The sequence below is a fragment of the Photobacterium piscicola genome (genome assembly GCF_046058925.1).
Lineage (GTDB): Bacteria > Pseudomonadota > Gammaproteobacteria > Enterobacterales > Vibrionaceae > Photobacterium > Photobacterium piscicola.
Genome location: NZ_CP175534.1, coordinates 2,757,612 through 2,779,776 on the forward strand (window position 1 = coordinate 2,757,612; position 22,165 = coordinate 2,779,776).

Below are 22,165 nucleotides of genomic sequence, written 5' to 3' on the forward strand. Positions count from 1 at the left end.
GGAAAGTAATACTAGGTGTCGAGTGACTTGTATTTGTGGTCTTAGAATCGTTTCTAGAGGCGATTTGATGGGTATTTGAGTCACATCAGACTGATAAGCGATTTATGCTGAGATGGTATTGTTAATATTTAGTTGGTTTAGATAAATCTAAGAATATTTTGAAGGTCACTACGAATCTAATAGCGATGGATTATTATATTTACAGATCTATCAATTTCACCAAGTTCGTCTGCCATTTTATTAATTGAATTATTACTATAGAACAATCAAAAAAAATTTTGGTCTCAATGTGTTTTTATTAGAAAAAACAATTACTTGCGATCAACCCCTCTTTGTTCTATGATTTGGTTTTACATCTGATACTTGGAATATATTATGACCCTATGTTTCTATTTATTAACTTACTCCGTTAACCCATTCACTAACCTTGATAGTGATAAAGAGAAAGCAAATAAAGTACGAGCTAAGATTGCTGATATTTCACATAACGATTGGAATAAATCTAACAATGTAGAAACTACATTTAAAGGTAGTTTTATCGTTAATGGCATAACAAGAGAACAAAAAGAAGCAGCATCAAAGGATTTTGTTAAGGAACAATTTGTTCATATTTTACGTGAGTATGATGCTAATTGTTATGACGTAAAAATAGAGTGTGAAATGATGATAAGTGAAATTTATTCAAGTTTTTCTTTTGACGTTACGTGGTCTCGGCCCATATAAAATGCAGACTGTTAAATACAGTCATTTACGTTAAATTTTAGGTATAAAAACACATTCGGTTAAATACGTTTTCTAAGCTTCTTGTGCGGCAGTGAATCTTTTACAGTCGACAAATGCCGCATTTTATTTAATTTTCTATACTTCACATTTTAATACATTGATATTAAAGACTAATATTCTATCTTGAAAATGGTACCGACAAAAATGGCGTGAAATCGATAATTTTAATTTAATCAGTAAAAACAGTTGGTTACATTCTATTTTATATATTTGGCGTATCTAGTTACCTGTAATTTTGTTGTTGTTGATTTGATCTCAATAAATGGCATTAATATATGCATCACCTGAATTTTATTGGTGATATTAAATGACTAAAATAATGATTATTCTTTCTCTTTTGTTTACTGTAATTGCTCTTATTACAGGGCATACGATTACAGAAATTATGGACGTTTTAAAACTTATTTTATTGTTATCTTTAAGATGCCGCTTTTGAGGTGTTTACATTATAAATCAACCAATTAGGTGAAACATGAAAGCTAGTGTTGTTATTGGGTTGCAATGTGTTTTTTGTGATAGTGCCCTAGAAAGTGATTTAAATAATGAACCGTTATCTGGTGACATAATTGAATGTCAGAATTGTCATCAACTGAATGATTATGATTCACTTGTTGATGTTGCCGTTAATAAAGAAGTTGATTCTCTTTTTGAAGATGGTCTCGGTTTTTAGCCTAAATGGAATGAGGGGGGCTATATGTTTTTAATGTCTAAGGGTGAAGTTTGTGATTTGCAGCTTCCATTATTAATTGATTTTATTGGGTTGTTAGATGAAAAAATAACTCAATTATTATCGCAAGTTGATCAATATAATGATGGCTATAATGTTGGTATTTATGAAAATACGGAATATTTTATAGGTATTGGATTTGTAGCAATGCAGCAGTACATGGTTGATACTATGTGGAATTCAAACATAGACAAAAAAACTGCTCTTAAATATGGTTCCGTATCATCTAACGGTAAGACTTGTATCTCTTTAATTAATTCTGCTGCCAATTGGTGGAAGCATGAACCTGAAGGAAAACTCAGCGAATACACGTTTCAAGATGTATTTGATATATCTAAGTCTTTAGAATATCCATTATCTAATGTTCTCGCACTTCTATGTGAATCCAATAAGGTTGAACTTTTATCAGTGATTCGACATTTAGAATCTTGGCGTGATGAATTTGTCACGGTGGTAATGAATCAAAAGAAAACTACAAGTGTTTATTAGTACGCATAAAATTTTTCTTGTTAAATGACCGTCCACTGAGGCGGTCTTTTTGTATCTGAACGTTATCGCGTATTGGATCACATAGAATGGATGCTGTTAAATTGGTTTTATAATCATGAATTATTGTCTTATTTAGAGTTAATATATTTACAGCGTTATTTCATCATAACTATATGTATAATCATGAATTTTAATTCATGTTCAGAATAAGAAAAGTTGTGATGAAAATGATTTTTATTGGTGTGTAATAAATCTTGGAGTATTAATGGAAAATTTAAAGATACCATATGGATTAAGTGAAATAGGTGAATTAACTCCAGTAGAAAATGCAGAAAAAGGAAAGACGTACGATTGTCCTAGCTGTGGAGTACGGTTAATTTATCGGGCAGGAGAAAAAAGAGTAAAACACTTTTCTCATCCCCCTTCGTCAAGCTGCAATTTAGAGTCGGTATTACACATTACAGCTAAGAAATTGGTTCAGACTGTTATTGAAAAAAACGCTAAAGGTAATCAAGTAATATTATTAGATAATCATTGTCGAAACTGCGGAGATGTTTACTCTATCAGTTTGCCTGTAAATACTTTTACAAGTGCAGAACTGGAGGTCAAAGTCGGTAATTATGTTTGCGATGTGGTTGGATATCGTTCTGATTCTATCGGTTTAGCTATAGAGATATTTAATACTCATGAGGTTGATGCAATAAAAGCAGAAAATTTAAAGACATACTGGATAGAAATTAAGGCTGAGGATGTTCTTCTCAATCCGTCAAATTGGATTCCAACACAGAGTAATCTAAAAGATTCTTACTGTAATAATTGTAAAAATCATTTTAAGCATGTAATTGAGACAGCAGATAAATATGGTATTGATCAATCTCTATATTCACCGATAAAAATTCCAACTAAAGCAGCATATATTGCAGATGTTGAAACTTGCTTTAAATGTAAGCAAGAGATTCCTGTATTTTGGTGGATGGGAGTGCCTTTTAGTGAAGTAGAACCTCCAATATTAAAACCTAAAACAATTAAATTCAGATACTCAAAGCAGTATGGTGGGTCATACTGGGCAAATACTTGTGCAAATTGCGGCATGATACAAGGAGATAATTTTCTATATATTTTTGATAATGCTCCATTTAATAGTCTTCCTCTTTCTGATAAATCTCAAAGTAATAATACAAATGTAAGAGTCACTTCTGGACAATCAGCCGTTTCTGAGTTTATGAAGATTATTAACCGTAATTTTTAATATCTAGAGGCTTCTTAGGATATTGGACTTGCAATGTTGGTACGCATAAATAGATTAAATGTTAAATATCGCCCAAATTGAGGCGGTATTTTTGATGATTAAGAATAGACAAAATGGTGACATTTAGCTCCATATCACCATTATAATTTTCCATGATGACATTTAAAAATGAATGAAAGGTACTATTTAGTTAATGAGGGTTTTATATTGAAACGTCAATTTGTTAGTTTTGAACAGTATAAAAAAAAAGCATTACAAGACCCAGAAATCAAAAAAAATTATGACGATCTAGCTGAAGAATTTAAATTGATTAGTGATCAAATAGCATTACAAAAACAAAGCCATAACAACACAGCAAAGAAATAGTTGAAGTAGTGATTTGTGAATTAGGTAACATCACAACGTGGGTTTATCTCTGTTTTCTCTTAGAAAAAAACATTAAAACACCAGCTATTCTGTTCGTTCTAAATGAATAGCGATCATGTTGAGTACTCATAAATAGATTTGATGTTAAGGCTACCTCAGTAGCCTTAACACCAACCTCAATCTTTCAGCTCCAACTTAACCAGATTTTCATTCACAATCGCGACAGGTAATCGAATTTGGACAATATTCTGCCTATCACTGAATAAAATAAACCGTGAAAATTCTGGCTCCATCGGTACTAAGGCTTAATTAGATGGTCCGCCTCACTCTAAAGCCGCTAGGCTTTAGTTGTGAGTATCTAGAGAGGCGAACCATCATGTTAATTAAAGTACTTGGTATTGATTTAGGCAAAACTTCATTTCATCTAATTGGGCACGATTATGCGGGCCGTGAGGTATATCGCAAAAAATGTAACCGTGCTCAACTATTAAAAATATTGCTTCAACTTGATAAAACTACTGTTGCGATGGAATCTTGTGCTGGATCTCACTGGCTAGCAAGAAAGTGCCAATCTTTTGGACATAACACCAAACTAATCCCTCCTCAATACGTTAAACCCTATGTAAAAACTAACAAAAATGACTACATTGATGCTGATGCTATCGCTGAAGCTTCTGCTAGACCTTCAATGCGTTTTGTTAGTGTCAAAACTGAAGAATCCCAAATTTTATCTGCAGTACAACGTATCCGTTCTGGGTTTATTAAAGAACAAACAGCAACGATGTGTCGCATTGGTGCACTACTACTTGAATTTGGTATCAATTTTCCTCGTGGACACGCTGCCATGGGAAAATTATTTCAATGGCTTGCCGATAAAAATCACACCTTACCACCACTTTTGCTTCAAGAATTAGCTGTTCTTTATGAGCATTATCAATATTTACATCAAAAGATTGCTGAGCAAGATAAAAAGATAAAAGCAGTTTTGAAAGAATCAGAAATGGGTGAATTATTACAAACTATCCCAGGTATTGGACCGATGATTGCGAGCGCATGTTTATCAGAAGTACCATCACCAAAAGATTTTAAAAATGGACGACATTTAGCAGCATGGGTAGGCTTAGTTCCTCGTCAATATTCAACAGGAGGGAAATCCACACTGCTGGGTATCAGTAAACGAGGGAATAAGTCATTAAGGACATTATTTATTCATGGAGCACGAGCTTTGATATCAAGGCCAAAAATAGCTGAAGCTATTTTTGGGGATTGGATAACAGAATTATTAAAACGAAAACCATTTAATGTTGTAGTTGTGGCGTTAGCTAATAAGTTGGCAAGGATCGCTTGGTCAGTAATGGTAACTGGATTGCCATTTAGAAAACTAAATTAATCAGATTTGCATGTGTAGAGAGATAACAGAACGGTTAAACCACCAGATAAAGGACCTGATACAAAAAACAGTGATTATACACTTTCGGCTTTTTAAGGATTATCTGGCGCGGAGCTTATCGTGGAGATGAAGTTTAAGTAAGTTAACTTCAATTAAACTCCGAATACATTAGCGCAAACCAACCTCGTTATCGAAATTTGCACTTGCAATAACGAGGCGGACCATACATTTTTGTTGGGGCCTATTTATGTATAGATACAACCCGCGCGAATAAACATAAGCTCTAATGGCCATACAAGACATCAAAATCAGGAATATTCTGCTCCCAAATAGGCACATCTTCGCCAACAACTGACTTTAGAATCTCGATAAAGAGCTTCGTTTTAATAGGCGCATCTCGATGAGGGTACACCGCATAAACTGTTCCATAATCATCAATATTTAAATGAGTCATGATAGGAACTAGTTTACCTTCAATGATCTCATCATTAAGCATTTGCGCAGAAACAACCGCCAATGTATTTCCCGCCAATACACTTTTGACCATCATTTCTACATCATTAACTTTATAAATAGCATTAAGCTTAAATTGATGTTCGTTTTTATTTTCATCAAGATAGCTAAATTTATCAATTAATAATCCCGGTGCCGAATAAATGGTTGCGGGTAACGTTTCTAATCTTTTAATTGTCTCTATTTTTCCGTGTTGTTTAATAAAATCAGCAGAAGCGACAATTAATAAACGACTTCGAGCAATCTTTCTTGATATCAAGCTGGAGTTTTTAGCCTTACCAATTCGAAACCCAATATCAAAACCTTCTTGCACTATATCAACCATTCTATCTTCTAATCTAAGTTCACACTTCACATCAGGATATTGATGCTGAAAAATAGAAATCGCATCTTGTACATATTGACGACCAAACATCATAGAACTGGTGATCTTCAATGTTCCTTTGGGCTCTGAACGATAATTTTGAGTTAAGCGATGAGTATTTTCTAATAGTAGAAAAAAAACACCCTGAGTAAATTTCTTTATTCAGGGTGTTTTACGTTACTGCATAAATAGCAACCACAGAGCTTTAGAGCATTTATTGGCAGTCTACACACGTTAATGTAATATTAACGCGCCGCAACAACCTTAACACTAGCGTCAATCTTTCAACCCCAACTTCACCATGTTTTCATTCACAATCGCAACAGGTAATGGAATATAACCATCTTTTTGCACTATATTCTGACCATCACTGGATAAAATAAACCGTAAGAATTCTTGCTCCATCGGTGCTAGAGCTTTGTTGGGATGTTTATTGATATATAAATATAAATAACGTGATAACGGGTAATTACCGTTAATTGAGTTCTCTACTGTTGCCTCAACATAATCAGAGCCTTCACGAGCAACTGGAATAGCGCGAATGCCCGTAGTTTTATAGCCAATGCCTGAATAGCCGATGGCATTAAGCGAGGTTGAAACAGCCTGCACTACCGAAGCTGAGCCCGGTTGTTCATTAACGTTATTACGAAAATCGCCACGACATAAAGCACGCTTTTTAAAGTCACCATAGGTGCCAGATACAGAATTACGACCAAATAATTGAATATCCCGTTGTTGCCAACTATTAGGTAAGCCTAGTTGTCCCCATTGAGTAATAGGTACTAATGCGCCACAACGTAAAGTTCGTGAGTATATTGCATCTAACTGCTCGAAATTAATGCCTTTAAGCGGGTTATCTTCATGCACAAATACTGCTAATGCATCTACTGCTACTTTAATTGCTGTTGGTTTATAACCATATTCTTTTTCAAACGCCTCAACTTCTTTGGTCTTCATTTCACGGCTCATTGGCCCTAACTGTGCCGTTGCTTCCACCAGCGCAGTTGGGGCTGTTGATGAACCTGATGTTTGAATTTGAATATTAACGTTCGGATATTGACGTTTAAAAGCCTCAGTCCAATAGGTCATTAAATTGGCTAACGTGTCTGATCCTACCGATGATAAATTACCCGAAATGCCACTGACTTTATGATAAGGCTGCAACTGAGTATCAACCTCAACGGTAGAGGTCGTTGCAGCCATAACGGGGGCTAATGCTACTACGCTCCACAATGTAACGGCGCTGAGTGTAGTCGTAACCATTTTAGTGAGTGGCGACAATAACATTAGGTATCCTTACCCTTTAAGAATGATCATTGGTGATGGCATGTGGCAATCTGGTGTCAGCCACTAATCGACTTGGCAGCGTAAATGAGAAGGTACTGCCCTTATCAACTTCACTTTCAATTTCTAGATGTGCATCATGATGGCTTAATGCGTGCTTAACAATAGCGAGCCCTAAACCACTGCCGCCAGTTTCACGTGAGCGGGCTTTATCAACTCGATAAAAACGTTCAGTTAATCGATGAATATGTTGTGCAGCAATACCCTCACCACTGTCCGTTACTTCTAATCGAGGTCCTGTTGGTGAGCGATACCAACGCACATGAATAGCAGCATCATTCGGAGTATGTTTAACCGCGTTATAAACCAAGTTTGAAATAGCACTGCGGAGTTGATCATTATCGCCAAAGACTTTTAAGCTGTTATCAACATCAAAGGTAAATGACTGATCTTTATTACTACTGAGTGACATGGCTTCTTTTTCTAAAATATCAAGCATTGCAGGCACATCGACCATTTCTTCTAGTTCAATCGTCGGTGCCGCTTCAATTTTAGATAACGTTAATAATTGCTCAACTAACGCATTCATACGCGCTAATTGTTCGGTCATCACGCCATGAGCACGATCCCACATTGGTCCCATTAGCATTTCAGGATCTTGTGCCATTTCAAGATACCCTTGCAAGACGGTCATTGGGGTGCGTAGTTCATGGGACACATTGGCAAAGAAATTACGGCGCATGCCTTCCAGTTGTTTTAACTGTGACACATCACGTACCGCCATTAAATATTCACCCTCAGTGTAGCGCATGATCCGTAATTCTAGAGTGCGGTCATAATTCATCGGTGAGGTTATTTCTAATGGGGTATCAAAAGCTTGACGAGAAAGGTAGCGTACAAAATCAGGGCTGCGTAACAAATTACTGATAGGTTGACCGCTATCATCAGGCCAGCGCAAACCTAATAATTGTTGGGCTAATTTGTTGCACCAGACAATATTACCTTCGCTACGAAACACCACCACTGCATCGGGCAATGATTCGGCACCATTACGGAAACGACGAATTAAGGTAGTCAGTTCTTTGCGACGGCGACGGTTACGCTGTTGTAAGCGGTAAATACCGTTAAACAGCGGTTCCCAACTGCCAGAGCCTGAAGGCGGCGTTAAGCTACGATCTTTCCATAACCAATTCGACATTTTAAGTTGGTTATGAAAATGCCATCCAAGTTGGATCCAACTCGCGATCAATAAAAACCACGGTAGATAGCCAAAAATAACACCAAGTATAAGCCAAGGAAGATAAAATAATATCAGCTCCCCAACCAACTTTTTCCATGTCAATCTTTCCACATGTTTACTCCTAGCTGTAACGGAGTAGCACAGTGGTTCCGTTACGCTATTTTTCTATTCGATAAAACCAACACAACCTTCATTGCTATCACAGGCGCATGATAATAATGAAGGTAACGAGTTTGCCACGGCGGGTAAGCACAATGGAATATTTACATGCGTGTCGAAAAACGGTATCCCGCCCCACGTACGGTTTGGATCATTTTATCGTAACCACCATTTTCAAGCGCTTTGCGTAAGCGACGAATATGGACATCAACGGTACGATCTTCAACATAAACATTGGTGCCCCACACATTGTTCAACAACTGCTCGCGGCTATAAACACGTTCTTGGTGAGTCATAAAAAAGTGCAGCATCTTAAACTCAGTCGGGCCCATATCTAATGGTTCATCAACAGAGGTTACGCGATGTGAAACAGGATCTAGCTTCAATCCTTGCACATCAATCACATCATCTAAAGCCGTTGGTGAAGCACGACGCATCACGGCTTTCAAACGTGCCATTAACTCTTTCGGTGAAAAGGGTTTGGTGATGTAATCATCCGCACCCACTTCAAGACCACGCACTTTATCTTCTTCTTCACCACGGGCGGTTAACATCACCACTGGAATTTGGCGAGTCAATTCATCACGCTTGAAATGCTTAATCAGGTTAATGCCAGAGCCTCCAGGTAACATCCAATCCATTAAGATCAACTCAGGATACGGCTCACACATTTTTTCTAATGCACTATCGTAATCTTCAGCTTCTATTGCTTGATATCCATTTTGCTCTAGGACAAAACACAACATTTCGCGAATCGGTGCTTCGTCTTCTACTACAAGAATCCGTCTTGCCATAATAAAATATACCTAGTCGTTTGTTTTCTCTGACATGCATCATTATGTGTGTTCATTATGACACTTTTGTGACTTTTTCAGATAAAGCGCGTTTTAATATAATTAATAATAACCGTTTAAAATAGGCTTATTAGTTGATATTGCAAGAAAAAAAGCCATGTAATTAATGGCAATCTTATTACCCTTTAATGACAATTTGACTACGTCCACCACCAATAGCTTCGACAGCAACTTGAACCCCAATCCGCTCCACTAAAGTACCAACATGTGAAATCACGCCAATCTGACGCCCATCCGCTTGCAGAGCATCTAAACAAGCCAATGCCATCTCTAAACTATCAGGATCAAGCGTACCAAAACCTTCATCAATAAACAGTGAGCCGAGCTGGCGCGTATCTGCCGCAAGCGATGCTAATGCCAACGCTAACGACAACGACACTAAGAAACTTTCGCCACCAGAAAGCGATTCCACACTGCGGACTTCATCGCCCATATCATGATCGATAACTTGCAATGCTAATGGGCTACCAGGAACGGGTTGCAAAGCATAACGCGGGGCTAAATCTTGCAAATGTTCGTTCGCCGCTAACACCAATTGTTGTAAGGTTAACCCTTGTGCCAAGGTTCTAAATTTATTACCTGTTGCTGAACCGATCAACTCATTCATTTGTAACCACAACTCGGTTTGGGTCTGTTGTGTCGCTAACGCAGATCGTAGATCCCCTGCCTGTTGTTCCGCTTGCTCGGCATGGACTAATTGCTGACGTAATTGAAACACCTGATCATCACTGTGCTGTTTTTGAGCCAGCCATTCCGTCATGGTTTGCTGTTGTGAACTCACATCATTGCTGATGTCATGGTCAGTAAACCAACCTGTCGCTAATTCGACCAACGGCTGATGCTCAACATCTGCTTGCTGACGCTCTTTTAATACTGTTTGGCTGGCAGATAATGCCTGTTCTATTTGTTTAAGTTCAGCCCGTTGTTGTTGCAACCATGTATCATCTTTACTCAATAATGCGGTCAATTCAGCTTCGGTAAGGGCTAATTTTTCAAACCAATATAATAAAGTATGTTGTAATTTTTCTTGCTCTTGAGTTACTTCTAACAATTGCTGTGTCGCATGGTGATTGTGCGCCTCATTCGCCGCCATCGCTTCAGCTAACTGATTTAACTGGGCTTGTTGGTGCTGTAATTGTTGTTGCTGGTGTTCAAGCTCAGCTTTGGCTTTATTTTCAATGACATCTAACGATTGCTCACCAATGAGCTCAAGCCGTTGTTGCCAATATAGCGTTTGTTGTTGCGTTAACTGATGATCTTTATTGGTCATCTTCTGTAACTGCTGCTCGTTATGCTCAACGCCACTGATTAACTGAGCCAATACAGGAGCACGTTCAGCTAACTGTTTTTCTAATTGCTGTTGTTGGCTAACATTGGTTTGATATTGCGCTATTTGTTGCTCAAGTTCAGCAATAAAACTATTTTTACCTTGCTGAGATAATGCAGTTAACCACCTATCATCACCATAAATTGTATTTAATGCCTGTTGTCTTTGTTCGTAGACTTTTTGTTGGCTTTCACATTGTGACACTAACGCTTTTTGCTGTTCTTGCGCTTGCGTTTGTTGTTGCGACAACTGATGGTAGGTTTCTTTGAGCTCAGCTTGTTGATGACCTAATTGCAGCAACTGTTGCTGTTGCTGTTTAACCTCGGTGATCAGTTTTTTACGCTGCTCGCCTTGGATTTTAATGGTCTGCATTTGTGCTATCGCATCATCCTGCGCTTGTGACCAATTGGCTTGATAATGTGCCAATTGAGCCACATCACTGACGGCGGATAAGCTAATTTCAGCCAACGTTATCGCATCAAGATCAAGCGCCATTAAATCAGACCAATGACATTGTTGCTGACTGACTAATGTTTGAATATTCGCATTAAGTCCATCAATCTCTTGCGCTAATTCGGTTTGGGTGTGTTGATCTTGCGTGATGGTTTGGGTCAGTTGACGCTGCTCGGCATGAACATCTTGCAATTGTTGGGCTAGCTGCTGCAATCGCTGCTGTTGCTGACTAATAATGGTGGCAACTTGCGGATTATGTTGCTGATATGGATGTTCAAGCGCACCACATAACGGACATGCTTCGCCCTCAATCAATTGATCACGATAATCAGTTAAGTTCATCACCGCACGACTTTGAGTCAGTTGATGATCAACTTCTTTATGTTGCGCGTCTAATTGTAATAATTCAGGGGCTAATACGGTTAAACGGTGTTGATTATTGGTGATCGTTACCGCTAATGCTTGCTGTTGTAACTGCAATTTATCACGTTGCTGTAGCTGTCCATGCCACTTATCTAAGCCATATAAACTGTCTTTTAATTGGCTATTACACTGCTGATAAGCACTATAATCCTGACGTTGTTGATCTTGTATTTGTTCTAATTGAGCAAGATCATGCGCTGCAACTTGTACCGTTAACTGTTGCTGTTGTGCCGCGAAACCTGATAGCTGTTGTTCTAAGTCAGCTTGTTGTTGAGTGATTGTGGTTAATGTTATTTGACGTTGTTTAATATTCGCTTGCAGGTGAGCAATATCGGTTTGTGCTTGCTGAAATTGGTTAACGTTATCTTTGATCGCGTTATGCTGTTCGGCTAACGCTTTCACCGCTTGCGTTGTCTCTAACTCAACCACCAGCTGTTGGTACTGTTGCTGCGAGGCCTGTTGTTGCTGTTGCTGCTTTAATAATTGCTCACGGTTAAGTGCTAACGCGTTAGTTAACTGTGAAACTTGCAGTTGTAACTCATCACGTTGCAACTGTAAGCCATGATGTTGTTGTTCAATGGTGGCTGCTTGCTTTAATTTTGGTTCTAGCGCATTAAACACCTGTTGTTTTTGAGTCAGTAACTGTTGGCATTGCTCAGTACTTGCTTGCAATTGCACTTGCTGTTGGTGGTTATCTTTTAAAGTAGCGCTGCTTTGTTGCTCTGTTACCGTCCACTTACTGACTTGCTGTTTAGCTTGTGCTAATAACGTAAAGTCACCACGGGCAGGCAAAGCTTGTTCGTATTGTTGTAACTCAATATAACGTGGTGCTGCTTGTTGTTGAATGTACTCAGCTTGCTGTAACTGTTGCTCACTGTCAGTAATCCGTAACTGTAACTTTACCGCGGTTAGCATGACATCCTGATGCTGTTTTAATTGCTCAAGCTGTTGTTGCTGAGTATTAACTTGCTGACGTACAACCTCTAACTGGCTATTTAATGCCAATTTTTGCTCATCCGTTAATAAGGCCACATCGCCAAGCTTATCTTGTAACTGAACCAGCTTTTGTTTTTCCTCAGCTGAACGCTTATAAGCCGCCATCGACAACCGACCGTAAATTTCACCGCCCGTCATTCGTTCAAGTAAGGTGGCTCGTTCATCAGCACCCGCTTTTAAAAATGCCGCAAACTCACCTTGAGGTAACATCACAGCACGACGGAACTGATCAAAACTCAACCCAATTAAACGTTCTATTTCAGTTTGTAATTCTTGTTTTTTACCCGCAAAACGTTGCCCAGTTTCAATGTTCTCTAACCATTGTTCAGCGGCTTGCATTTTACCTTCAGCACGACCACGAGCACGACGCACTTGCCAATGGGTACGCCAATGCGAACCATCGTTAGCAATAAAATCTACCTCGGCAAAACCCTCGGCTTTACCGCGCGATAAAATACTGCGCACATCGTTGGCTTTAATGCGGTTATCGTCATCATCACGCCCGATTTCAGCATCATTTTTTTTATTAGATTGCAGGCGAGGAATACGATCGTATAACGCTAAACAAATCGCATCGAGCAAGGTTGATTTACCCGCGCCTGTTTTACCCGTGATAGCAAATAAGCCCGCTTCGCCTAAGCGTCCACCAGCAAAATCAATCTCAAACTTGGTTTGTAAACTTGCTAAATTTTCACCACGCAGTGCAAGTATTTTCATTTTATTATTCTCTCTTATTGTTGTTCTTCAACTTGCACTAATAAACTTTCAAAAGCGGCTGTCATCGCAGCATCAGGTTCACCATCGTATTTTTTATTCCAGCTCAGCGAAAATACTTGTTGTGGTGACACTTCGGATAAACGTTGATGCTGCAAACCTTGTTGCTGTTCAATTTGTTGATAATGCGGGGTAATTTTAGCCAATCGAACCGATTTACCTTCCAACGCTTGTAACACTTTTTCACGTAATAAAGCTTGGGGCTTATCAAGTAACACATGCACTTCTAAAAACGGTTGTTGCTCACGAGGAAGCTCATCATCAGATAGCGCTTTAAGTGCCACTAATACTTCATCTAAGGGCGCAGGTTTAGTTGGTACTTTTAGCATATCAACACGACGAGGAATGGTAATTGGCTCAATATTAGTAACGTCAGTGCCGTCTAATTCAACCATCACAATTTGGTGACTATAATTACGCTCAGCCATTGATAATGGTATTGGTGAGCCGCAATAACGCACATGTTCTTGCTTAGCGACTTTCTGAGCCAAGTGCAAATGACCAAGGGCAACATAACTAACATCATCGGCAAAAATAGTCGCTGGCAACGCATGTTGATTACCCCCTAATACCCGTCGCTCTGACATTTCAGATATTTTGCCTGACGCCATATACGCATGACCCATACCGATTAACGCTTGCTGAGGTTGTTTACGCTCACGAGCAGCAGCCGTCATTTCGGCATACAACACTTCAACCCCTTTAATCAGTCGATCATCTGTTTCAGCTAAATTTTCAGTGCGTAAATCCGCACTACGTAAAAATGGCACCGCTAACACCCATGCAGCTTGTTCACCGTCAGCATTAGTTAATGGCACTAACATCCGCTCACAATCTAATTCGCCATTATCTAATCGGTGAATACCACCGACTAAATGCAGATCAAAGGCCTTTAATAACGCTTGTGGTGCATCGAGTTTACTGGGTGAATCATGGTTGCCACCGATCATTACCACATCTAATTTGGGCAATGTTTTAGCTAATCGCGCTAAGAATCGATATAACATTTCCCACGCACTGGCGGCAGGGTTAGCAGTATCAAAAATATCCCCTGCCACTAATAAGGCATCCGCTTGTTGTTGCTCAAGGGTATCAGCAAGCCAATCTAAAAATGCTTGATGTTCGGTTGCGCGGCTATAGCCATGTAATTGATGGCCGAGATGCCAATCAGAGGTATGGATAATTTTCATAATGGGATAACACTACCAGCCAGAAATAATCATCAGATTGTACCGTGTGAGCCATCAACTACACAGGATTTTGATTACTCACTAATAGTCACCATAACTAAACATTATCATTTTAATAAAAATTGATAATTTTATATTATTCAAGACTTAGCCTAGTATTACCAGCAACAGAAAATGACCAATTAATCATCAATATTTGAGGTAAATTATGAAAATGAATCACGTTGGCATCATGGTTGGCGATATGGATACCGCGGTTGAGTTTTATACCAAAGCATTGGGTCTTGATATTGTGATGGGTAATACCAAAGTAACAGAAGAGCGTGAAACAGCCATTGGTCGTATGTGTATTGCTGTTTTTGGTGAAGGTTTTAAAGGCTTTAATATTGCCCATTTATTAACTAAAGATGGCATCGGCTTTGAACTGTTTGAAATGAAAGACCGCCAACAACGTCATGAGGTTGATTTCTCTCGCATTGGTATTTTCCATTTCTGTCTTCAAACCGATGACTTTCATGGCGTTATTGCTCGAACTGAACAATACGGCGGTAAAGTACGTATGGATATCATGCGTTACCACCCAGAGGATGACAGCAACACCTCCCAAATGGTTTATTTAGAAGACCCTTTTGGTAACTTGTTTGAGCTGTACTCACATACTTATGAAGAGACTTACGCGACTGATTACGAGTAATAGACACCAATTACCTGTCATAAGGTAGAAAAACATCCCCCCCTAAAGAGGATTGGTAGATATACCAATCCTTTTTTATTTTTAGAGAGAACGATAAACTTTATAGCTCATGAAATACGAATGCAGTTCATTTTATGAGAATAACATTTGTATTGATTTTATTTGATTATAGACTTCAGACTTTAGATTAAAGTGGCAACTTAGGCCTGCTAACCCTATTTGCAAAAAGGCTCTCGCTAGAACAGCTTAAACAATATAGTGTCGATACTCTCCATCATTTAAAAAACCACGAGCATTGATCACTCGGCCATTAACATCATGGCAATCATCACTCATTAAAAAATTATAAATTGGCATGATTTCTTTTGGTTCAGGCAATGTCATCGGATCTTCGTCAGGCATGGCTGCGGCACGCATTTCAGTTCGTAACTTCCCTGGGTCAATGATATTGGTCCTTATATTTGTGCCCTGATACTCGGTCGCAACAAGTCTACCTAACCCCTCAGTAGCAAATTTAGTTATGCAGTAATCAGCCCAACCTTCCCAAGCTTGGTGACCTACAATCGAGCTAGTGAAGAGCAATCTACCTGCCTCAGAAGCCTTAATCATTGGTAGTAGAGATTGCAATAATAAAACGTTTGAACGGATGTTAATATTATATGCTATGTCTAATTCAGAAACCGACATGGTTTCGAATGAACGCAGTCCAAAGAAAATAGCAGCATTAAATACAATGCCATCCAATTTTTGAGCTTTCAATTTGATAAATTCAGCAAGATCATCACAACTTTTTTTTGTTGTTGAAGATAAATCTAAACACGTCACTATTGGTCTCAAGTAACCAAAAAATTCGAAGTTATCCGCAAGCTCTTCCAGTCCATTGAGTTTTCGGCCATGTAGAATGACTTGGGCTCCATCGGCAGCTAAACTTCTCGCGACACTCTCTCCAATTCCACGGCCTGACCCTGTTATTAAAATTGTTTTTCCACATAATTTTTTCATATTAATTCTCATTTATTTTCTAATGCTTTGACTTGAGAATATAAATATATATATTTTAATAATGGAATTTAATAGACAGAAATAGGACGGTTTATTTCAAAAATGAAACATCACTCTTTAGATGATTTGCAACTATTTGTTTTTGCATCAAAATATAGAAACCTCACAGAGGCATCTGAGTACTTAGATGTTCCGTTAGCGACATTAAGTCGGAGAATAAAACGACTTGAGGAGCAACTTGGTTGTAGATTAATAAACCGAAGTGCTCATCACTTTTCATTGACATCTGATGGTGAGAGATACCAAAAACTGTGTGAGCCTTTGGTACAAGGGCTAAATAATGTTACTGAACGTATCGCACAAGATAGAAAAGCACTCTCTGGTAAAATTAAAATATCTGCTCCTATTAATATGACTCAAGTATGGTTAAAGTATTGCATTTATGAGTTTGCTGAAAAGCACCCAGATATATGTATTGATTTGGACGTTCAAAACGAAAAAATTGACTTAATATCCAAGCAGGTCGATATCACATTTCGTATTGGTGACTTGATCGAAATGAATTGGGTTGCGAGAAAACTATGGCATCTTCCCTTCGCTTTATGTGCCTCTACATCTTATTTAGAGCAGCATCCCCCGATTACACACCCATCTGATCTAGTAAAGCATCGCTTAATTACAGTTAACAACGATAGTGACTGGGAATTAATCAATCAAAGGAGTGGTGAAGTTTTTTCATATCATGGGCCGTTTAATTTTTCTTCTAATGATGTGCTGTTAGCTAGAGACGCAGCGACTAAAGGGCTAGGTATAACATGGATACCACCTTATTATTTCAATAATCACGATCAAGATAACCACAATCTGGAGCCCGTTTTACCTAATTGGCAAGGACATGAAAGAGAAGTTTATATCATGTACCGAGATAGAGATAAGAGGCCAATGCGAGTGGATGCCTTTATCAATCATGTTTATGAATGGAAATCTAAATTCCATCTTGCTCTGTAGCCACACAACTAAAATAGGTAAAACGATTGAAAAGACTCATGTGTATTGCTCGTTAAACGATGGTTGAAGTGGTCAAGTAAAGCCAAGCGCTTGCTGCCAGGGTATCTGAAATCTTAGGCGATATAGATCGCTCATTTTCATTGCTCTGGTATTTATACCTGGAGTCATTGGACTGAAGTGGATGTGAATAAAATATCTGACTTGTGGAATGCGAACAATATGGCGGTAAAGTACGTATGGATATCATGCGTTACCACCCAGAGGATGACAGCAACACCTCCCAAATGGTTTATTTAGAAGACCCTTTTGGTAACTTATTTGAGCTGTACTCACATACTTATGAAGAGACTTACTCTACAAAGTATGAATAATATTTTTGAGTTAAAGGATTGGTGATCGCCAATCCTTGCAACAATCACAAACGCTACTTAGTAATTTACAGCGGTTGAGTTAAGATAAGCCCCCAACTGTTTACCCTAGGAAGTGTGACTAGCATGATGTGGTTTAAAAATATACTGACTTACCGTTTTACGCGTGAGATTGACTTAAATGCAGACCAAATAGAAAAACAGCTGGAAGAATTCCGCTTTACACCTTGTGGTAGCCAAGACATTCAAAAATTTGGCTGGGCACACGCATTAGGTAAACATGGCGATATGTTTACCCATGTTTCTGGTGACAACATTTTAATTTGTGCTCGCACAGAAGAAAAAATGCTGCCAGCGTCAGTGATCAAAGAATCATTGAACAACAAAATTGAAATGCAGGAAAAAGATCTTGGTCGTAAATTGAAAAAGACTGAGAAAGATACCCTCAAAGACGAAATCGTGATGGATTTATTACCACGCGCATTCAGTCGTCAACATCAAACTTACGCGTTAATCATGCCTAAACTAGGCTACATTGTGGTTGATGCGGGTAGCTACAAAAAAGCTGAAGATGTTTTAGCATTATTACGTAAATCAATCGGTAGCTTACCGGTTGTTCCGGTTGTACCTGAAAAACCATTAGCATTAACCCTGACAGAATGGGTTCGCAGCAACCAATCACCACAAGGTTTTACCATTGGTGAAGAAGCTGAATTTAAAGCGGTTGAAGAAGACGGTGGTGTGATCCGTTGTAAGCAACAAGATTTAAATTGTGATGAAATTCTTGCGCACATTGAAGCGAATAAAGTAGTCACTAAACTGGCACTAAACTGGCAAGACCGCATTGATTTTATTCTAGCGGATGACTTAACCGTTAAACGTCTTAAATTCTCTGATGAATTAAAAGATCAAAACGAAGATATCGACCGTGAAGATATGGCACAGCGCATTGATGCTGACCTGTCATTAATGGGCGGCGAGTTCTCTGCATTTTTGCCCAACCTATTTGATGTTATCGGCGGCTTAGAAAACAAAGGCTAATCCCTGCGTTTTTAAAATTGAGCTTTCAGCTATATAGGCATTGCTTGAATAACAAAAAGAGCCATCACGTGTTAGCACATGACGGCTCTTTTGCTATTTACTGATAAACTGTTCGTTATAAACGTTTATCCGCGCTACATACTCATTCCCATGCTTGCATTGGCTTTTTTACCTAAACGGTAATACCAAATAGAAACAGGAATAAAGATAAGGTTCATCACGGTGGTGAAGTTCAAACCAAAGCCTGATTGATTTAATGCACGTACTGTTTGGTCAGTTGTAACCCAACCAAAGCCATTAAAGATCGCATCAACACACAAACCTGTAAACAAGATAGAAACGAATAACAATCCAACCATCCATTTCGTTGGACGTTTACCGTAGTATTTTTGGTAAACACGGATCATTGGAATGGTTAACACATCCGATAGAATGAAACCAATCACGCCACCAAATGAAATACCACCATGCCACAATGCTGCCGCTAAAATCAGATTACCTACAGAACAAACATAAGCAATCATTGCCACAAAAATACCAATAATCACATCTAAGAAAGAATGTAACCACACAGGTAAACCAGCATCATTACTAATAAACAGATCGCGCCAACCATCTTGAGGCATTAATGCAATTAAAATGGAAGATACCACTACCCCGATCAGGATTTCTTTACCAATCATGGCAATATCCATTTGGAAGAAACCCGCAGACTTGGTAATTTTTTCCATGGTGGCAGATTGAGGCTCAGCAGCCATCTTCATTGCAGAATGATCGCCAGACTTCATGCTTGACATATCCATGCCACAGTCACTGTCGTCAGACTTCATCTTAGACATGTCCATGCCACAGTCACTGTCGTCAGACTTCATCTTAGACATGTCCATGCCGCAGTCACTGTCGTCAGCCTTCATGTTTGACATATCCATGCCGCAGTCACTGTCGTCAGACTTCATCTTAGACATGTCCATGCCGCAGTCACTGTCGTCAGCCTTCATGTTTGACATGTCCATGCCGCAGTCACTGTCGTCAGCCTTCATCTTCGACATGTCCATACCGCAATCACTGTCGTCAGCCTTCATCTTCGACATGTCCATGCCGCAGTCACTGTCGCTAGCCTTCATCTTTGACATATCCATGCCGCAGTCACTGTCGCTAGCCTTCATCTTTGACATATCCATGCCACAGTCACTGTCGCTAGACTTCATCTTTGACATATCCATGCCGCAATCACTATGATCACCGCTCATTTCAGACATATCCATACCACAACTTGCTTTTTGCGGTTGTGCATCATCTAAATGCTGGCGTAATTCTTGTTCAACATCTTTAGGATAAAAACGGCTAAATAAAAACCCAGCGGTTACAATTAAAATCAAGCCACCGATTACCTCACCCCAAAAAAATGTCCAGCCCATCAAAGCAACTAAGACAATGAACATTTCTATGATCAAGTTGGTACTTGAAACCAAAAATGCCATTGCGTTAGCAACAGTCGCTTTTTTCGTCAGTAAAGTATGAGACAGTGACGCCGCAGCATATGAACATGATGATGACACCATGCCTAAAAAGGTAGTAAAGCCAAGACTAACTACGGTCGTTTTACCTAAGTGCTTAACCACACTTGAAACGGGTAATAAATTACGTATCCATGACGACAACATTAAACCAAATGCTAATGGCCAAAAAATTTGCCAAACCATATTCCCAAATGTAGAAAACAAGTGGATAACCAATCCACCAATATCTTGCCCGATCATATATACCTTCTTAATATACTGCGATTAAACTAGTAGCAACATTGTGCAAATAATCCTCACATGTTGCCCTAAAATATATCTAATGTATTTAATGCATACTAAGTTTGTATTTTAGTGCATTAACGAACAGATTAAACTTCAATAATTGCTATTGAGAATAGTGCTAAATTTCCGTTAATGGTGCGATCAATTGCCGTAGAGAATCATTATTTTCAAGAAAATTGGCAATGTGGGAATGAAAAAAGTAGAATCTCGCCTCCTCCCTATAGCACTAGGTGTTATAGGCTGATTTGGAATCAGACATCTAAGAGAATTGAGCAATGTTTAAACCAGAATTATTATCTCCAGCCGGTAGCCTTAAAAACATGCGTTATGCCTTTGCCTATGGTGCAGATGCTGTCTATGCAGGTCAACCACGTTACAGCCTTCGCGTTCGTAATAATGAATTCAACCACGATAACCTTAAAATTGGTATCGATGAAGCACACGCACAAGGTAAAAAGCTGTATGTGGTTTGTAATATTCAACCGCATAACTCTAAGCTTAAAACCTTTATTCGTGATTTAAAGCCAATTGTCGATATGGGTCCTGATGCGCTTATCATGTCAGATCCAGGTCTAATCATGATGGTACGTGAAGCGTTTCCTGAGGTTGTTATTCACCTGTCAGTACAAGCAAATGCTGTTAACTGGGCAACCGTAAAATTCTGGGCAAGCCAAGGCGTTGAGCGTGTTATTCTTTCACGTGAACTATCATTAGAAGAAATTGAAGAAATTCGTGAGCATTGCCCTGATACTGAACTAGAAATCTTTGTTCATGGCGCACTTTGCATGGCGTATTCTGGTCGTTGTTTATTATCTGGCTACATCAACAAACGCGATCCAAACCAAGGTACATGCACTAACTCATGCCGTTGGGAATACAAAGTAGAAAAAGCCGTTGAGAATGATTCAGGTCAAATTGTTGAAGTTCAAGATGCAATTCAGATTCAAGAAGTTGAAGAGCGTCCAAACAATACATTAGGTCTAGGTAAGCCAATTGATGATGTTGTGCTACTAAGTGAATCTCACCGTCCTGAAGAAAAAATGGCGGCATTTGAAGATGAGCATGGTACTTACATCATGAACTCTAAAGATCTGCGTGCGGTACAACATGTTGAGCGCCTAACTAAAATGGGTGTGCACTCACTAAAAATTGAAGGCCGTACTAAATCGTTCTACTACTGTGCTCGTACTGCGCAAGTTTACCGTAAAGCGATCGATGATGCTGTTGCTGGCAAACCATTTGATGACTCATTACTGGGTACATTAGAAAGCCTAGCGCACCGTGGTTACACTGAAGGTTTCCTTCGTCGCCACACTCATGATGCTTACCAAAATTATGATTACGGTTACTCAATTTCAGAAACTCAACAATTTGTTGGTGAGTTTACAGGTAAACGCCGTGGCGACCTTGCTGAAGTTGAAGTAAAGAACAAGTTCATTGTTGGTGACAGCCTTGAAGTAATGACACCGCAAGGTAACGTTGTCTTCAAACTTGAAACCATGGAAAACCGTAAATCAGAAGTAATTGATGATGCCAAAGGTAATGGTCACTTTGTGTTTATTCCAATGCCATCAGATATGGACCTAAGTTTTGGTCTATTAATGCGTAATTTAAGTAACGGTGAAGATACCCGTAACCCACACGCACCTAAAGACGGTAAATAAGC

At 39.0% G+C, this 22,165-nt stretch carries 17 protein-coding genes and 2 pseudogenes; 11 read left to right on the top strand and 8 right to left on the bottom strand.

All coding sequences use genetic code 11. The features are described from left to right. Window positions 1-375 precede the first annotated feature (375 nt). The 6 genes from ACJZU6_RS13065 (at window position 376) to ACJZU6_RS13090 (ending at window position 5,004) form a co-directional block, all read left to right on the top strand. Window positions 376-723 (top strand): hypothetical protein, encoded by a 348-nt coding sequence (locus ACJZU6_RS13065; protein ID WP_408900394.1) that lies wholly within the window; start codon window positions 376-378, stop codon window positions 721-723. Between the two features lie 532 nt (window positions 724-1,255). Beyond that, entirely contained in the window at window positions 1,256-1,453 is a 198-nt protein-coding gene (locus tag ACJZU6_RS13070) for a hypothetical protein (RefSeq protein ID WP_408900395.1), read from the top strand. A gap of 24 nt (window positions 1,454-1,477) precedes the next feature. Beyond that, window positions 1,478-1,999 (top strand): hypothetical protein, encoded by a 522-nt coding sequence (locus ACJZU6_RS13075; RefSeq protein WP_408900396.1) that lies wholly within the window; start codon window positions 1,478-1,480, stop codon window positions 1,997-1,999. A gap of 265 nt (window positions 2,000-2,264) precedes the next feature. Beyond that, window positions 2,265-3,248, top strand: a complete 984-nt coding sequence (locus ACJZU6_RS13080; RefSeq protein WP_408900397.1) for a competence protein CoiA family protein — start codon at window positions 2,265-2,267, stop codon at window positions 3,246-3,248. A 207-nt stretch (window positions 3,249-3,455) separates the two neighbouring features. Next, window positions 3,456-3,614, top strand: a complete 159-nt coding sequence (locus ACJZU6_RS13085) for a hypothetical protein (RefSeq protein ID WP_158258934.1) — start codon at window positions 3,456-3,458, stop codon at window positions 3,612-3,614. A gap of 373 nt (window positions 3,615-3,987) precedes the next feature. Beyond that, a complete protein-coding gene (locus ACJZU6_RS13090; protein WP_408900906.1) occupies window positions 3,988-5,004 on the top strand; it encodes an IS110 family transposase in 1,017 nt (338 codons plus the stop codon). Window positions 5,005-5,287: 283 nt separating this feature from the next. Here ACJZU6_RS13090 and ACJZU6_RS13095 read toward each other — a convergent pair. From ACJZU6_RS13095 to ACJZU6_RS13120, 6 genes and pseudogenes are all read right to left on the bottom strand, one after another. Then, a pseudogene (locus ACJZU6_RS13095) lies at window positions 5,288-6,010 on the bottom strand (substrate binding domain-containing protein); the annotation flags it as partial. A 147-nt stretch (window positions 6,011-6,157) separates the two neighbouring features. Next, complete coding sequence (locus tag ACJZU6_RS13100) at window positions 6,158-7,144, bottom strand: PstS family phosphate ABC transporter substrate-binding protein (RefSeq protein ID WP_408900951.1); 987 nt, start codon at window positions 7,142-7,144, stop codon at window positions 6,158-6,160. 40 nt (window positions 7,145-7,184) lie between these two features. Next, window positions 7,185-8,516 carry a phosphate regulon sensor histidine kinase PhoR gene (phoR, locus tag ACJZU6_RS13105; RefSeq protein WP_408900398.1) on the bottom strand — a complete coding sequence of 444 codons (1,332 nt, stop codon included), beginning with the start codon at window positions 8,514-8,516 and terminating at the stop codon, window positions 7,185-7,187. A gap of 152 nt (window positions 8,517-8,668) precedes the next feature. Then, complete coding sequence (phoB, locus tag ACJZU6_RS13110) at window positions 8,669-9,358, bottom strand: phosphate regulon transcriptional regulator PhoB (RefSeq protein ID WP_408900399.1); 690 nt, start codon at window positions 9,356-9,358, stop codon at window positions 8,669-8,671. A gap of 178 nt (window positions 9,359-9,536) precedes the next feature. After that, entirely contained in the window at window positions 9,537-13,334 is a 3,798-nt protein-coding gene (locus ACJZU6_RS13115; protein WP_408900400.1) for an AAA family ATPase, read from the bottom strand. Between the two features lie 14 nt (window positions 13,335-13,348). Then, window positions 13,349-14,581, bottom strand: a complete 1,233-nt coding sequence (locus tag ACJZU6_RS13120) for an exonuclease SbcCD subunit D C-terminal domain-containing protein (protein WP_327768028.1) — start codon at window positions 14,579-14,581, stop codon at window positions 13,349-13,351. A gap of 208 nt (window positions 14,582-14,789) precedes the next feature. On the opposite strand from ACJZU6_RS13120, the gene ACJZU6_RS13125 reads away from it, so the two are divergent. Next, window positions 14,790-15,275 (top strand): VOC family protein, encoded by a 486-nt coding sequence (locus ACJZU6_RS13125; protein ID WP_408900401.1) that lies wholly within the window; start codon window positions 14,790-14,792, stop codon window positions 15,273-15,275. A 246-nt stretch (window positions 15,276-15,521) separates the two neighbouring features. Here the strand turns inward: ACJZU6_RS13125 and ACJZU6_RS13130 are convergent, their stop codons facing one another. Beyond that, window positions 15,522-16,277, bottom strand: a complete 756-nt coding sequence (locus ACJZU6_RS13130; RefSeq protein WP_408900402.1) for an SDR family NAD(P)-dependent oxidoreductase — start codon at window positions 16,275-16,277, stop codon at window positions 15,522-15,524. Between the two features lie 102 nt (window positions 16,278-16,379). On the opposite strand from ACJZU6_RS13130, the gene ACJZU6_RS13135 reads away from it, so the two are divergent. From ACJZU6_RS13135 to rdgC, 3 genes and pseudogenes are all read left to right on the top strand, one after another. Further along, window positions 16,380-17,285 carry a LysR family transcriptional regulator gene (locus ACJZU6_RS13135; protein ID WP_408900403.1) on the top strand — a complete coding sequence of 302 codons (906 nt, stop codon included), beginning with the start codon at window positions 16,380-16,382 and terminating at the stop codon, window positions 17,283-17,285. 212 nt (window positions 17,286-17,497) lie between these two features. Continuing rightward, window positions 17,498-17,656: pseudogene (locus tag ACJZU6_RS13140) on the top strand (glyoxalase); the annotation flags it as partial. A 126-nt stretch (window positions 17,657-17,782) separates the two neighbouring features. Then, complete coding sequence (gene rdgC, locus ACJZU6_RS13145; protein WP_408900952.1) at window positions 17,783-18,694, top strand: recombination-associated protein RdgC; 912 nt, start codon at window positions 17,783-17,785, stop codon at window positions 18,692-18,694. 134 nt (window positions 18,695-18,828) lie between these two features. Here rdgC and ACJZU6_RS13150 read toward each other — a convergent pair whose 3' ends face one another. After that, entirely contained in the window at window positions 18,829-20,454 is a 1,626-nt protein-coding gene (locus ACJZU6_RS13150) for a permease (RefSeq protein ID WP_408900404.1), read from the bottom strand. Between the two features lie 320 nt (window positions 20,455-20,774). On the opposite strand from ACJZU6_RS13150, the gene yegQ reads away from it, so the two are divergent. Next, window positions 20,775-22,163 carry a tRNA 5-hydroxyuridine modification protein YegQ gene (gene yegQ, locus ACJZU6_RS13155; RefSeq protein WP_080158949.1) on the top strand — a complete coding sequence of 463 codons (1,389 nt, stop codon included), beginning with the start codon at window positions 20,775-20,777 and terminating at the stop codon, window positions 22,161-22,163. Window positions 22,164-22,165: the final 2 nt, after the last annotated feature.

Coding starts and splice junctions, on each gene's coding strand:
- ACJZU6_RS13065 (WP_408900394.1), top strand. CDS start 376: ATGACCCTATGTTTCTATTTATTAACTTACTCCGTTAACCCATTCACT.
- ACJZU6_RS13070 (WP_408900395.1), top strand. CDS start 1,256: ATGAAAGCTAGTGTTGTTATTGGGTTGCAATGTGTTTTTTGTGATAGT.
- ACJZU6_RS13075 (WP_408900396.1), top strand. CDS start 1,478: ATGTTTTTAATGTCTAAGGGTGAAGTTTGTGATTTGCAGCTTCCATTA.
- ACJZU6_RS13080 (WP_408900397.1), top strand. CDS start 2,265: ATGGAAAATTTAAAGATACCATATGGATTAAGTGAAATAGGTGAATTA.
- ACJZU6_RS13100 (WP_408900951.1), bottom strand. CDS start 7,144: ATGGTTACGACTACACTCAGCGCCGTTACATTGTGGAGCGTAGTAGCA.
- phoB (WP_408900399.1), bottom strand. CDS start 9,358: ATGGCAAGACGGATTCTTGTAGTAGAAGACGAAGCACCGATTCGCGAA.
- ACJZU6_RS13115 (WP_408900400.1), bottom strand. CDS start 13,334: ATGAAAATACTTGCACTGCGTGGTGAAAATTTAGCAAGTTTACAAACC.
- ACJZU6_RS13120 (WP_327768028.1), bottom strand. CDS start 14,581: ATGAAAATTATCCATACCTCTGATTGGCATCTCGGCCATCAATTACAT.
- ACJZU6_RS13125 (WP_408900401.1), top strand. CDS start 14,790: ATGAAAATGAATCACGTTGGCATCATGGTTGGCGATATGGATACCGCG.
- ACJZU6_RS13130 (WP_408900402.1), bottom strand. CDS start 16,277: ATGAAAAAATTATGTGGAAAAACAATTTTAATAACAGGGTCAGGCCGT.
- ACJZU6_RS13135 (WP_408900403.1), top strand. CDS start 16,380: ATGAAACATCACTCTTTAGATGATTTGCAACTATTTGTTTTTGCATCA.
- rdgC (WP_408900952.1), top strand. CDS start 17,783: ATGTGGTTTAAAAATATACTGACTTACCGTTTTACGCGTGAGATTGAC.
- ACJZU6_RS13150 (WP_408900404.1), bottom strand. CDS start 20,454: ATGATCGGGCAAGATATTGGTGGATTGGTTATCCACTTGTTTTCTACA.
- yegQ (WP_080158949.1), top strand. CDS start 20,775: ATGTTTAAACCAGAATTATTATCTCCAGCCGGTAGCCTTAAAAACATG.